General features: G+C 69.6%; 16 protein-coding genes. 4 read left to right on the top strand and 12 right to left on the bottom strand.

The genetic code is table 11. The features are described from left to right. Positions 1-2: 2 nt before the first annotated feature. From ABT034_RS23280 to ABT034_RS23305, 6 genes are all read right to left on the bottom strand, one after another. On the bottom strand, positions 3-419 hold the full coding sequence (locus ABT034_RS23280; protein ID WP_351218176.1) for a hypothetical protein: 417 nt from the start codon (positions 417-419) through the stop codon (positions 3-5). Beyond that, entirely contained in the window at positions 416-1,579 is a 1,164-nt protein-coding gene (locus tag ABT034_RS23285) for a Rossmann-fold NAD(P)-binding domain-containing protein (RefSeq protein WP_351218178.1), read from the bottom strand. Before ABT034_RS23285 ends, ABT034_RS23280 begins: the two co-directional genes overlap by 4 nt. 131 nt (positions 1,580-1,710) lie before the next feature. After that, the gene (locus tag ABT034_RS23290) at positions 1,711-2,421 is read right to left on the bottom strand and encodes an SDR family oxidoreductase (RefSeq protein ID WP_351218180.1); all 711 of its coding nucleotides are present in this window, start codon (positions 2,419-2,421) and stop codon (positions 1,711-1,713) included. Next, positions 2,408-3,166 (bottom strand): phosphoribosylaminoimidazolesuccinocarboxamide synthase, encoded by a 759-nt coding sequence (locus tag ABT034_RS23295; RefSeq protein ID WP_351218182.1) that lies wholly within the window; start codon positions 3,164-3,166, stop codon positions 2,408-2,410. Before ABT034_RS23295 ends, ABT034_RS23290 begins: the two co-directional genes overlap by 14 nt. A 74-nt stretch (positions 3,167-3,240) precedes the next feature. After that, on the bottom strand, positions 3,241-3,846 hold the full coding sequence (locus ABT034_RS23300; RefSeq protein ID WP_351218184.1) for an NUDIX domain-containing protein: 606 nt from the start codon (positions 3,844-3,846) through the stop codon (positions 3,241-3,243). Beyond that, positions 3,839-4,507, bottom strand: coding sequence for a hypothetical protein (locus ABT034_RS23305; RefSeq protein WP_351218186.1), 669 nt, complete (start codon positions 4,505-4,507; stop codon positions 3,839-3,841). The genes ABT034_RS23300 and ABT034_RS23305 overlap by 8 nt, the downstream gene beginning before the upstream one ends. A 456-nt stretch (positions 4,508-4,963) precedes the next feature. On the opposite strand from ABT034_RS23305, the gene ABT034_RS23310 reads away from it, so the two are divergent. Together ABT034_RS23310 and ABT034_RS23315 are read left to right on the top strand one after the other, a co-directional pair. Next, positions 4,964-5,428: a CYTH domain-containing protein gene (locus ABT034_RS23310; protein WP_351218188.1), complete on the top strand. Its 465-nt coding sequence runs from the start codon at positions 4,964-4,966 to the stop codon at positions 5,426-5,428. Next, complete coding sequence (locus ABT034_RS23315; RefSeq protein ID WP_351218190.1) at positions 5,425-6,306, top strand: NAD(P)-dependent oxidoreductase; 882 nt, start codon at positions 5,425-5,427, stop codon at positions 6,304-6,306. Before ABT034_RS23310 ends, ABT034_RS23315 begins: the two co-directional genes overlap by 4 nt. 8 nt (positions 6,307-6,314) lie before the next feature. On the opposite strand, the gene ABT034_RS23320 is transcribed toward ABT034_RS23315, so the two are convergent. After that, positions 6,315-7,037, bottom strand: a complete 723-nt coding sequence (locus tag ABT034_RS23320) for a helix-turn-helix transcriptional regulator (protein ID WP_351218192.1) — start codon at positions 7,035-7,037, stop codon at positions 6,315-6,317. A gap of 128 nt (positions 7,038-7,165) precedes the next feature. Here ABT034_RS23320 and ABT034_RS23325 point away from each other — a divergent pair, with 128 nt between their 5' ends. Further along, entirely contained in the window at positions 7,166-7,687 is a 522-nt protein-coding gene (locus ABT034_RS23325; protein WP_351218194.1) for a nucleoside-diphosphate kinase, read from the top strand. A gap of 148 nt (positions 7,688-7,835) precedes the next feature. Here the strand turns inward: ABT034_RS23325 and ABT034_RS23330 are convergent, their stop codons facing one another. From ABT034_RS23330 to ABT034_RS23350, 5 genes are all read right to left on the bottom strand, one after another. Beyond that, a complete protein-coding gene (locus ABT034_RS23330) occupies positions 7,836-8,189 on the bottom strand; it encodes a VOC family protein (protein WP_351218196.1) in 354 nt (117 codons plus the stop codon). A 122-nt stretch (positions 8,190-8,311) separates the two neighbouring features. After that, on the bottom strand, positions 8,312-8,953 hold the full coding sequence (locus ABT034_RS23335) for a hypothetical protein (RefSeq protein WP_351218198.1): 642 nt from the start codon (positions 8,951-8,953) through the stop codon (positions 8,312-8,314). After that, the gene (locus tag ABT034_RS23340; protein WP_351218200.1) at positions 8,950-9,945 is read right to left on the bottom strand and encodes a hypothetical protein; all 996 of its coding nucleotides are present in this window, start codon (positions 9,943-9,945) and stop codon (positions 8,950-8,952) included. Before ABT034_RS23340 ends, ABT034_RS23335 begins: the two co-directional genes overlap by 4 nt. Beyond that, on the bottom strand, positions 9,942-10,661 hold the full coding sequence (locus ABT034_RS23345) for a DUF4386 domain-containing protein (protein WP_351218202.1): 720 nt from the start codon (positions 10,659-10,661) through the stop codon (positions 9,942-9,944). The genes ABT034_RS23340 and ABT034_RS23345 overlap by 4 nt, the downstream gene beginning before the upstream one ends. Positions 10,662-10,842: 181 nt before the next feature. Beyond that, on the bottom strand, positions 10,843-11,280 hold the full coding sequence (locus ABT034_RS23350; protein ID WP_351218204.1) for a DUF4345 domain-containing protein: 438 nt from the start codon (positions 11,278-11,280) through the stop codon (positions 10,843-10,845). Between the two features lie 87 nt (positions 11,281-11,367). On the opposite strand from ABT034_RS23350, the gene ABT034_RS23355 reads away from it, so the two are divergent. Then, positions 11,368-11,988, top strand: coding sequence for a TetR/AcrR family transcriptional regulator (locus tag ABT034_RS23355; protein ID WP_351218206.1), 621 nt, complete (start codon positions 11,368-11,370; stop codon positions 11,986-11,988). The last annotated feature ends 59 nt before the right edge of the window (positions 11,989-12,047 follow it).

Here is a 12,047-nt window from a genome sequence, read left to right on the forward strand (position 1 = left end):
GGTCAACGACGGTCTCCGGGCCTAGGTGCGGTCTTGGGATGCAGGGTGAGGTCGACCTCGACGACGTCGGGGCCGGCGAAGGCGATGCGGACGTGCGCCGCCCCGCTGAGTCGCTGCGCGGGGACACCGTCCGCCAGATGGAGCCACAGCCAGGCGGCGTCGGCGTCGAGGGCGATGCCGTTCTTCGGCGGCTTCCTGACCGAGACGGCGTACGAGGACAGGGCGTCGGCCACTCGCTCCGGTAGCGCCATGATGTCCACGTCGATGACGCTGCCGTGTACGTCGAGGACCACGGTGGCGGGTACGGCGACCTCTTCGTGGCACGGAAGGTGCGCGCCGGATCCGTAGTCGACCAGCAGGTGGTGTCGTGCCGCGTCCCAGTCGGTCCTGGGGCCGGTGGTATGGCCTGAGTCGGTCATGCCGGCCGCCCGTACGTGTCGCACCAGATCCAGGCGATCTCCTCGCACTGTCCCGGGGAGAGCTGGTGGACGCCCGACGCGTGCGGTCGGCGGGCCAGTTCCCGGATGCACAGGTACAGCTCGCAGCAGAGGAGGTCGTGCAGTCGGCCCACGATCCGCTCGTCGACATGGCTCGGGGCGAGCCCGGTCATCAGGTACAGCGGTTTGTCCTCGAACCGGCAGACGGTCGTGCCTTCGTACTGCTCCACGTGCGTGAGCGCCCCCAAGCCGCTGCCCGGGCCCCGGTCCGGCGGATGGAAACCTTCGGTGAGCACCACCGTCTCGGGCTTGAGCAGGCCCAGGGTCGCCGGGTCCGTCGGCAGGTCCCCGGACAGGTCGATCACCACGTCCGCTCCACCGAGCAGAGTGGTGCGGTCCGCGACCCGGTAGCCGGCCAGAACGGCGGCACACGCGGATATGGGGTCCGGATCGCACACACCCACGTCGGCGCCGAGCACGCGCAGGGCGGCTGCCACGGCGGTGTGACGCTCACCGAATCCCAGGACCGCCACCGCGCAGTCGGACAGCGAGCGGGACAGGTCCCGGCGGAGGCGGGCCTCCAAGGTCTGCGCGATGGCGTATCCCGCGGGAGTGTGGACCAGGGAGTCCAACGCGCTGCCGGTGGTGGTGAAGACCGGCAGGCGCGGCTCGACCGGCTTCACAGCCGGTCGGCCGACGCCGCACTGCGCGCTCCACACCGCGCCGCGTGCTCCCTGCTCGGCGAGCAGTCCGGAGCCGTCCTCGGTGAGGAGGTGGCCCGGCCCCTGGATCACGACGGGCGCCGCGGCCCGGCGCGTCAGCCTGCCCGTGTACTCGGCGGCGGTGCGCACCAGGTCCCGGGGGTGGTCGGGCGTGAGCACCAGGACATTCCCCAGGTACGCCGTGGAGGCCGTCGACCAGCCGTGATCGGAGGTGGTGATCACGGCGCTGACGTCGAGGACGTCGGCGAGCACCCGGAGGTAGGCCGCCGTGCCGGGGCCCACCTCGCCCGTGACGACCAGACACGCCTCGTCGGCCGGGAACGCCTCGACGACCTTGCTCAGGGCGGGGAGCCGCGGCTGGCGCGTGGCCGCACCGGGAATCGCGGAGGAGCGGGTGCCGGTCGGGTGTGCCCGGGCCATCTGCGAAGGCTCCCCGGAGGTGGCGGGTCGTCCCAGGTAGAGGGCTATGTGAGAGGCCGGACTTTGAATCACTGTGGTGTCCTTCGTCCTGCGTCCGGTTTCCCGGTGCATGGTTCGCCGTGGCGCGGAACTCACACGTGCTGGAGGCGGTCTATGCCGGAGATCTCGGGATCCCGCAGCTGTGCCGGGCGGATCTCGATGTCGCCGATGACCAGATCGGAAGGCTGGTCCTGCACGAGGGCGCCGACACAGCGGGCGACCGACTCGGTGGCCATCTTGTACGGCGAGTCGTCGCCGTCCTCGTTGGCGATGGCACCGGGGCTGACCAGCGTGGCCCGTACCCCGTGGGCCCGTTCCTCCAGCAGCAGCGTCTCCGTCAGGGCCTTGAGGGCTCCCTTGGTGGCGCTGTAGGAGGCACCGCCCTCGAAGAAGTGGGTGCCGGCGTGGCTCCCGACGATCACGTAGCTTCCCCGTGCGGCACGGACCGCCGGGAGCGAGGCCCGTACGATGCGGAAGACCGAGGTGAGGTTGACCGCCACGGCCCGGTCCCAGTCCGCCGGATCCATCTCGGCGAGGGGAGCGAACGTGCGGTCCACCGCGTTGGTCACGCAGACGTCGAGCCGTCCGAAGCGGGTGAGCACCTGGCTGACCGCCGTGTCCACGGCGGCCGGCTCGGTGAGGTCGCACGGGACCTCGTACAGCCAGTCCTCGCCGAGGAGGGTGCGGTTGAGACCGGCCACCCGGTAGCCGCGGTGGTGCAGTTCCCGGGCGATGGCCAGTCCCGTGCCCCGGTTCGCCCCGCTGATCAGGGCGACCGGGGCGGCGGGGTCAGCCGACCTCATGGAGCAGCCTCTTCCACGCGGTGACCAGTTCCTGCGGAGAGGCGCCGTGGCGGAAGAGGTCCTTGTCCAGGGAGGAGCCGTCGGGGTGGCGCAGCCGCATGCAGTCGGGCGACACCTCGGAGATCAGCACCGGCTCGCCCTGCGGGTCGAGCCCGAGGATGAGGCAGAAGTCCCAGACCTCGAGTGGGGCGAGCCAGGTGACCAGGGTGTCGTTGACCGCGAGGGCCATCCGTCGGAACTCGTCGACGGGGAGGTCCAGGGCGCGCAGGTAGTCCTCGCCGATCGGCTGGTCCTCGGGGTCGATCCGGTAGTCGAACTTCACCACCGGCTTCGGAAGTACGGAGTTGGCCGTGAAGAGCCCGGGGTACTTGACCAGAGTGGATCCGATCGCCCGGTTCTTGACGATCACCTCGAAGGGCGGGGCCTCGTGGAACTCGGACAGGTAGACCGTCGGGGCCAGCCTGCGGACGAAGCCGGTCCGGATGCCGTCCTTGGCCAGCCGCGCGGCGGCGCGCTCGTAGAAGTCGAGGCGCAGCGGGCCGGTGTCCTCGATGAGTTCGTCGCGGCTGTAGGTGAAGCTGCGGAGGCTGGGGATCATTTCCACCACGCACAGACCGCCGGGGAGCAGCCACATGCGCTTGCTGCGCCCTTCGATGTCCGGGGTGCCCGCGTCGCGGACCGCGAGCAGCTTCTCGTCGTCCAGGGCGAGGGTCGCGACACGGTCTGCCGACGATGAGTCTTCCACTGACAACGCCTTTCGTGATGAGGGGTCCCGGGGGGGGCGCCCGGGGTTCGTCCGGTCGCCCCCTGCCCGGGGAGTCATGGGGTACAGAGCCCTAGGTTCTGGGCGTGCAGGAGGAGCAGCAGGGTTTTGGCATCGGCGGCCTCCTCGCGCTGGACCTGCTCAAGTGCCTCGCGCAGGGGAAGTTCGAGGACCTCGATGTCCTCCCCTTCGCCGGGTACACCGCCACCCGGGCCCGAGCGGACCCCCGGGTCGTACACGCCGGTGAAGAGGTGGGTCCGCTCGGAGCTCAGCTGCGGGGACAGGTAGGTCGTGAACGCCTTGCGCAGCTCGGCGACCCGGAATCCGGTCTCCTCCTCGGCCTCGCGCCGAACCGCTTCCTCCGCGCCGGCCTCGTCGAGCAGTCCTCCCGGTGCTTCGATCAGCTGGCCGTGCGGATCTCCCTGGAGGAAGACCGGAAGGCGGAACTGACGGGTGAGGACCACGGTGCCGACGACCGGTGAGTACAGGAGGACCGCTGCCCGGTCGCCGCGGCGAAGGTCCGCCCGGGAGAGGCGCTGCGTCGTGCCGTCGGTCCGGGTGACGTCGAGGCTGTACCGGCGCAGCGTGTACCAGCCTTCGCTCAACGTCTCGGTGGCGTGCAGCCGGGCCGACGGCCGGCGGGACGATCCGCTCTCAGGCACCGTTGACGTTCGCCAGGATGCCGTTCAGCTTCCCGGTGAGCTCTTCCCGGGTGAACATCACGTTGCCGGACGTGGTGTCGGTGCTGGGGTAGGCGGTGTTGTAGACGTTGGAGAAGTTGCGCTCCCGCGGGCCGCGCAGCACCAGCGTGCAGGTCATCGACTCCAGCGGGAGCACGACACGGTGGATGCGGTGGTACTTGAGGTGATAAGCGTTGCCCTGCTCCTCGATGCTGTCCCCCGTCACCTCCAGTTCCGTCTCACCGATGAACTCGTAGAAGTTCGAGGTGGTGGAGACGCCCTGCTTCTCCGGGCTGTACCGGTACTGCTGGAATCCGACGCGCGGATGGGCGGAGGGTGCGTCGGCGTCCTCGGGCCGGGAGAAGTTCTGCGACACCAGGCGTCCGGTGAGGATGGTGGACCAGAAGCTGAACCGGTGGTCGTGGATCAGCTCGTCGTTGAGCTCCTTCTCGGTGTACGGCGGGCACCACGCGTGCAGTGTCAGCCGGTAGCCGAGCTGGGCTCCCGTGTCGACCAGGACGATCTTGTCGAAGTGGTTGACATGGCGGTACGAACGGCCGGCGATTTCGTCCAGGAGGGTTTCGTCCTCAAGGAAACGAGCGAGAAGACCGGATATGCAAGGACCTTCCCCCAGACGCCTCACCAGGTTCAGGTTGTATTCACTCTGACGTTCGTTCACATCGTGCGGAAGACCGTTGATCAGGGTTAACAGGTCTTTGGGTCCAATGCCCGTCAGGCTGTCGCTCGTCGCTGCAAGAGCAGTCACAAATTCCCCCAGGTTTCTGTTCTCTTCGACTCGTTGGCATCTTGCGTGAAGCTTCACCCACAGCCAGGTGGTGTCGCCTTCCCTGTCTAATCGAGCTCCCTCGAACGGAGCAAGTACCCTAAAGTGCGCCCGATGAGAGGTAGCCGATCGAGCACCTCCGTAGGGGCGCACCGAAGTTCACCTTTCTTGGCACGTTGCCCCACGGAAGGGTTGACCAGGGAAGAACCGTCGATGACCACCCGTTCGCGGCGCCGCAACGCGTCCTGCACGTGAACGCGGAACAGGCGGGCCGGCAGTGGTCCGAACGGACTGACGACACAGGGAGCGCACATCGTGGCTACCGAGATCGAGCGAAAATTCGTCGTGGAGAACCTCGGTGAAGTTCTGCGGATTCCGGCAATGCCGGTGCACCAGGGGTACCTGGCACGCAACTCCGACGAGGAGGTGCGGATCCGCCGGCTGGGTGACGAGTACACCGTCACGACGAAGAAGGGTGCGGGACTTCAGAGGTTGGAGTTCGAGACCCCGATCAGCGCCGCGCAATTCGATGCGCTCTGGCCCGCGACGGAAGGAAGTCGCATCGCCAAGTCCCGCCGCGAGGTGAAGCTTCCGGAAGGCCGGATCGCCTACGTCGATGTCTTCGAAGGGCACCTCGAAGGACTCGCCACCGTGGAGGTGGAGTTCGACGACACCGACACCGCCCTGGCCTTCGTGCCACCGGACTGGTTCGGGCACGAGGTCACCGAGGACAGGCGGTACTCGAACAAGGTGCTCAGCTCGGAAGGGAAGCCGGAATGACCTGCGTCGCGGTACTGGGCCTCGGCAGCATCGGCCGGGCCGTCGTCGCGCGGTTGCTGCTCGCAGGGCACGAGGTGCTGGTGTGGAACCGCGACCCCTCGGCCTGTGAGCGTCTGCCGGACGGGAAGGCCGTCGTGGTCCGGACCCCGGCCGAGGCGGCTCGCCGGGCCGAGGCCGCGGTTCTGGTGGTCACCGACGAGGTCGCCGTGAAGGAGGTCGTCTCGGGGCCGGACGGTGTCGCGGCCGGCGCCGAGTCCTCACCCGTGACCCTGATCCAGATGTCCACGGTGGCACCCCACACCCTGGACTGGGTCGCCGGTGCCCTGCCGGACGGCTCCGCCGTGCTGGACGCCCCCGTCATGGCGGGTCCCGGAAAGCTCGCCGCCGGCAAGGGAACGGTGTACGTCGGCGGGTCCGACGAGCTGGTCCGGCAGTGGACGCCTCTCCTGCGGGACATCGGACACGTCTCGCATGTCGGCGAGCTGGGGGCGGCCTCCGCGGCGAAGCTCGTCGCCAACTCGGCGCTCTTCGGCATCGTGGCCCTCCTCGGGGAATCCATCGCCCTCGCCGAGGGCCTCGGCCTGGACCGACGTACGGCGTTCGACGTGCTCGCGTCCACACCGCTCGCCGCCCAGGCCGAGCGCCGGCGCGCCTCGCTGGAGACGGACGAGTTCCCCACCCGGTTCTCGCTGAGGCTCGCCGCCAAGGACGCCGGGCTCATCCGCGAGGCCGCTGCGGATCACGACGTCGACCTGCGCCTGGGCGCCGCCACGCGTTCCTGGATCACCGAGGCCCAGGCCGCGGGCCACTCGGAGGAGGACTACACGGTCATCCTCCGCGCGGCGACCGCGAAGGAACACCCACCGGAGAGTTCCTGAGTGTGATGTCAGGGCCGATAGACGGGGAGCAGGCCGAGCTGGGTGACCTTCAGGGCGACCTCGGTGCGGTTCGTGCTGTCGAGCTTGATCAGCAGATTCGAGACGTGCCGCTTGACTCCGTGGATGGAGATGCCGAGCGCCCGCGCTATCTGCTGATTGCTCTGCCCCTGCGCCAGCAGCGACAGCACCGCACGCTCCCGATGGGTCACCCTGTCCAGGCCCCGCTCCACCACCGTGCCCGGGGCATGCGGCGACGGCTCCCCCGTGTCCGGATACATGCTCACGGCGGTCAGCTGGTCGAAGACCCGCTGGAGCACCTGGGAGTCGATGCGCTGTTCCTGAAGCCAGGCATCCGGCCCTCGCACTCCCTCGGCCGGCTGCCCGAACGACGGCCGTCGGGCATGCGGGCTGGTGATCACCAGCTGGGCGCCGGCCTGCCCCACGCACGAAGCCACGGAGGTCGTGTACGACTGCGACGGCACCACGCAGATGTCGAACTGCTCCTCCTGGAGCAGTCTGTGGAACACCTCCACGGTCCGGCAGAGCCGGTAGCGGCGTACAGGGGAGAGGTGGTCCAGGAGGACGGGAAGCCCGTGGAAGGACACCTCGTCGTGCGCGAGCCACAGGACGCTCCCTCCCGCGCGCTCCTCCCCCGCCCCGTCCTCCGCCTTCCCCGATTTCCCTAACGCGCCATCGGATGCAAGAACGGCTGCCGCCCCGTAGACGCTCACAGTTCCCCCTGTCAGCTCGCCCCGCTGGTGTGCGGGAAGTTTTTCACCGGTGCAATCAGCGTACGGCCGTACAGGGGAGTTGCCCCCGACCGTTCAAGCCAAGATCCCACCCGAACCAGGAGCCCCACGTGATCCACATTCCGACCGAGGAGGCCGCTGCCCCGGTGGAGCGAACTCTCGTGCTCATGAAGCCGGACGCCCTGCTGCGTGGCCTCGTTGGCCGCGTGTTGTCACGTTTCGAGGAGGCCGCCCTCAAGATCGTGGGGGTGAAGATGCGGACGATGGACGACGCGTTCATCCGGAAGCACTACTTCGACCTGGAGGAAAGGCGCGGTTCGGTCGTCTACGCTCGGTCCGCCGCTTTCATGAAGCAAAGTCCGATAATCGCTCTGGTGTTGGAGGGCTACGGCGCCGTGGGCACTGTCCGAAAATTGATCGGCTCCGCCTGCCCCGACGAGTCGGCGCCGGGCACCATACGTGGCGACTTCTCCCACTTCAGCAGCGAAGCAAGCGACGCCACCAGTAAGGGCATGGCCAACATCGTCCACGCGTCGGCGAACCGGCAGGAAGCCGAGTACGAAGTAGAGCTGTGGTTCCCACAGGAGGAACTCCACACGTACCGGTCCCTCGCGGAGCTGCTGACGTACTGAGCCCTGCTCGACTTGACCTTGGGGCGGTGGCGTTGGCCGGGGTGGAACGCGTGCACGGGATCGTTGAAGGACCCGTCCGGGTACCGCTTCGGGGCCGGCGCGGCCGTCCTCGTCCTTCACCTGGCATCAACGTGAGGTGGGAAAACGGTCAGTAGTACTGGACCAGGCAGAATTCGTTCTCCTCGGGGTCGGCCATCACGACGACCACGCCTTCGTCGTAGTCGTGCCGTTCGCCGGTGAACCGACCGCCGAGGGCGATGACCTGGGCGATGCCCTGGTCGATGTCGTCGACCCTGACGTCCAGGTGCAGGCGTGCCTTGCCGTGCTTCGGCTCGGTCACGGGCTGGAAGTTGAGGCGAGGCTGCGGGTCTCCGGCATGCTTGAGGTAGACCCAGCCGGGCCGAGAAGGTACTCGCGGGCAGTCCAGCAGTGCGCTCCAGAAGCTCGCGACCTGTTCCACGTCGACGCAGTCGATGGTCACTCCGGACCAGCGGTTCGTCATGTCGTCAGCTCTCCTGTGCAGTCGGGTGGAATGTCGGCGGCTCGGGCTTCGTCAACCCGGCGCCGGTGGCATCATGCTGCCCTTGTCCCACAGGCCGCCGCCACTGCCTGCGGCACACGACATCACACACCTGCTCGAGTTCGCCGCCCCGCAGCCAAGGGCACACGCCGGCGGCCGCGGCGGGTCTTGCCCCAGGGCTTGTAGATCGACAGTGCCGTCGCCGTGACCAGCAGCCCCAGGGCGATGCTCATGACGATCACCAGCTGCACGCTGAGGGATTCAGGAGCCTTGCCCACCTCTGCCTGCTCGCGCAGCCAGTGCTGGAGGAAGAAGTGGCCGTTCAGCATCAGGGCGACGGTGATGACGAGTTTGGTCACGATCCAGCGGTGCTTCAACAGGCCCCACTGCGTCGCCGCCGCGAGGAGCAGGCCGGTCAACAGGGTCGTCCAGGCGGCAACGGCGATCAGTTCGATGCCGAGGATCTCCATGACGACACGGGTTGCGCGGACGACTCCCGCGTCGTCGGTGGTGAGGCCCACAAGCCCGAGGACGAGCTGGGCGATCTCGATTCCCACCCAGCCGACGGCCGCCGTCACGTGGAGGGTGAGGATCGCCTTGCGCCATCGCTGGGGCAGGCGCCGAACCTTGGCGGCGGCGGGCGGTGTCCGGGGGTGGGGTGCCGGGCGGGCTGCGGCCTCCGCGCTGTCCGCGCCGTCCGTGTTCGAGACGGTCCCGGGGTGCTTCCTGGTCGTGGTCCGCGTCATGTGTCGTTCCTCCGGTCGTCGTCCAGGCCGCCGGCGGGGGCGGCGCGGTGCGAGCCATGGGTGTGTTCCCGGTTGCCGGGCCTGCCGGATCCGCGGTTCTCACGTACGCCCGGCACCACGCCGAGCGCCAGGAACGCGCATGCGGGAGCCGTCGTGACGCCCGCGGTCACCACGGCTGTGGTGGCCGGGGTGGCGAAGGTGAGGCCGGCCGCGGCCGCGGCGGTGACCAGTACGACGACCGCCCCGTACGCGGCGACGGTGAGGCGGACCAGGCGTAGTTGCTCCGCCTCCGGTCGCCGGGTGCGGCTCATGAGCCAGGCCAGGGACGGCAGTAGCAGGACGGCGTGCATGGTGACCGCATGTGCGGGGCGCAGGAAGCCCGCCGCCTGGTAAGCCTCGGCCGCGCGGCCCGCTCCCTCCAGCGTCAGCCCGTACGCGATCATCACCGCTCCGGCCGCCATGGAGCCGGTGAGCGCCACCAGTCCGGCGCGGAGCGCGAGCCGCATGCCGGGGGCGGCGCCCGGGTGGGGGCGCAGTGCGGCGACGGTGAGTGCGGCGACGACCGCGATGAGGGTGACGCCGCCGGCCGCGAGGGCGCGCGTGACGAAGGTGTCGAAGGTGGTCTCGGTGTTGAAGTGCGAGGGGACACCGCGCCACGCCTGCAGGGTGATCAGACCGGTCTCGAGCAGGGACGCCGCGGTGAACGCGCCCAGGAGGAGGGTGCGGGTGCGCGCGGCGAGCGGCAGGAGCCGGCAGATCCAGGTGACGGTCAGCACGCTGACACCGAAGGACAGCCCGAAGGTGATCGGCTTCCGCCAGGAGACGGGGCCGTCCCACGGGCCGCCGTCGAGCAGGAGGACGACCGTGTGGAAGGCGGCGGACGCGAGCAGGAGAAGGGCCGCGCCGATGGGGATCTGCCAGGGCGAGCGCGTGCGGGCAAGCGAGGTGGCGGTGAGACGCTCGTCCGCTGCCATGCCTTCGTAAGCCGTCATGCGTTCGTCCTCGGTGCGGTCGGGCGCGCGCGGAACAGTGCGAACGCGGCCCACACCAACCACGCCGTGCCACCGAAGCGGACGACGGGCAGCAGGTAGCCGAAGTCGATGGTGAGGAGCGTGAGGGTGGCAACCAGTCCGGCGGCGGCGATGACCAGCCCGGTGGTGGCGCAGGCGCGCGGCAGGAGCCCGTTCTCGCGGGCCGCCAGGCAGGTGCCTGCCGCCAGGAGGGCGAAGGACACGGCGTATCCGACCCCGCCGGTAAGGAAGGACAGGTCCGCCACGGCACGGGCCAGGGCCGCGGGCGCGTCTTCCGAAAGCCGGCCGAGGGTCCAGGTGAGCGCGGCGCTGGAGGCCAGTGCGCCGCCGGCCAGCAGTCCGCCGGCGAGGACTGTCGCCGCCGCCGAACTCTGGTCGCGCCCGTCCCCCCGCCGTACCAGCCGGGCCAGGGTGGCGGCCACGGGCACCAGGAGAACGGCGGCGACGAGCAGCAGGAAGGCGCCCAGCTCGATCGCCGTGCCGTGTTCGCGTACGTACTGGCTCAGGATGTCGCGGCCGGAGGCGTCGGGCTGCGGGGTGGCGCGGTTGGTGACGACGTACGCCGCGGTGAGTACGGCGTAGGAGAGCGAGACGGTGAGCAGTGCAGCGGCGCTGCGCGGGCGCGGGGACGCGCCCCGGAGCGAGGTCGCATGGGACTCGTGTGCTGATGTGAGCATGACATCTCCTGGATCATCGGTGAGCGGTGAACAGTGAGCGGGGGGCGTACAAGGCGTGAACCCCGGTGCGTGACAGCCAGAATGCCGCCGCAGGGGCGCCATCGTCGTCCCGCCGCGGAAGGCGGTGCGGCTACTCCGCGGGGAGTAGCCGCAACAGGGTGCCTCCACAACGCGGCGCGGGTCAGGAAGGATTCCGAGGAGTCGGCCTCGTGGCAGGCGTACCCGCGGGCCGCCGCTCCCGCGCCGCCCGCTCGTCCGCATCCGCCAGCCAGAACCAGACCGGCGGGAAGACCAGCTCGATCACGGCCAGTGCCACCTGGAACCCGTCCGGCCACCCGTGCACCGCCAGGGACAGCAACCGCCCCACGCCGCCCAGCAGGAACACCGCCGCGAGCCACCGCACCACCTTCGCCGGTACGGGGTCCTGCCGGGCCGCCCACAGCCAGGCCAGCCCGTACCCGGCGAAGATCGCGCCGAAGAACCGGCCCAGGCTGTCCAGAGTGGGGCCGGCGTCGGCCTCGCCCGGAATCGCGGCGTTGCCGCCGACCACGTGGAACAGCCCGATCGCCGTGCAGGCGAGGCCCATCACCCACGCGAACACCCGGAGTGCCTTGGCCATGACTCCATCCCCCTTAGTTGACGTGTGTCTACTTAGCTTCAGGTTAGCCGTCTTTAGTAGACGCATGTCAAGTAGTAATCTGGGTGCGTGCCTCCCCGCCGACGCCTGACTCCCGCCGACCGCCGTGCCCAGCTGCTCGCGGTCGGCGCCCAGCTCTTCTCCGCCGCCCCCTACGACGACGTGTTGATGGAGGACGTCGCCCGGCAGGCCGGCGTGTCCCGCGCCCTGCTCTACCAGCACTTCCCGAGCAAGCACGCCCTCTTCGCGGCGGTCTACCAGCAGGCGACCGACCGGCTCCTCGAGGCGACCGTGTTCGACCCCGGTGCCACGCTCGTCGAGCAGCTCACCCAGGGCCTTGACGCCCACCTCGACTACTTCATCGCCAACCGCCACGCCGTCCTGGCCGCGAACCGGGTACTGGCGGGCGACCCCGTCATCCAGACGATCATGACGGACGAACTCGACGCGCTGCGCTCACGTCTGCTCGGTGTTCTCCCGCTCGCCGACGAACGCACGCACGCCGCCGTCTCCGCGGCGCTGAAGGCCTGGCTCGTGTTCGTCCAGGTGCTGTGCGTGGACTGGCTCACGCGCGAGACCTGCACCCGCACCGAGCTGCGGGACTCCTTCATCGGCGCGGCGGTCGGCGCCCTGCGCCCCCTGCTGCCCGAGGACCCCGCCCCGAACTGGCCGCCCGCCCGGCCCGCCTGAACCGCGGGCACCGGCCCGTACTCCGCGGGGAGTAGCCGTGATCACGCCGCCCGGTGGAC

It is taken from the genome of Streptomyces sp. NPDC002773 (assembly GCF_040295605.1).
Classification (GTDB): domain Bacteria; phylum Actinomycetota; class Actinomycetes; order Streptomycetales; family Streptomycetaceae; genus Streptomyces.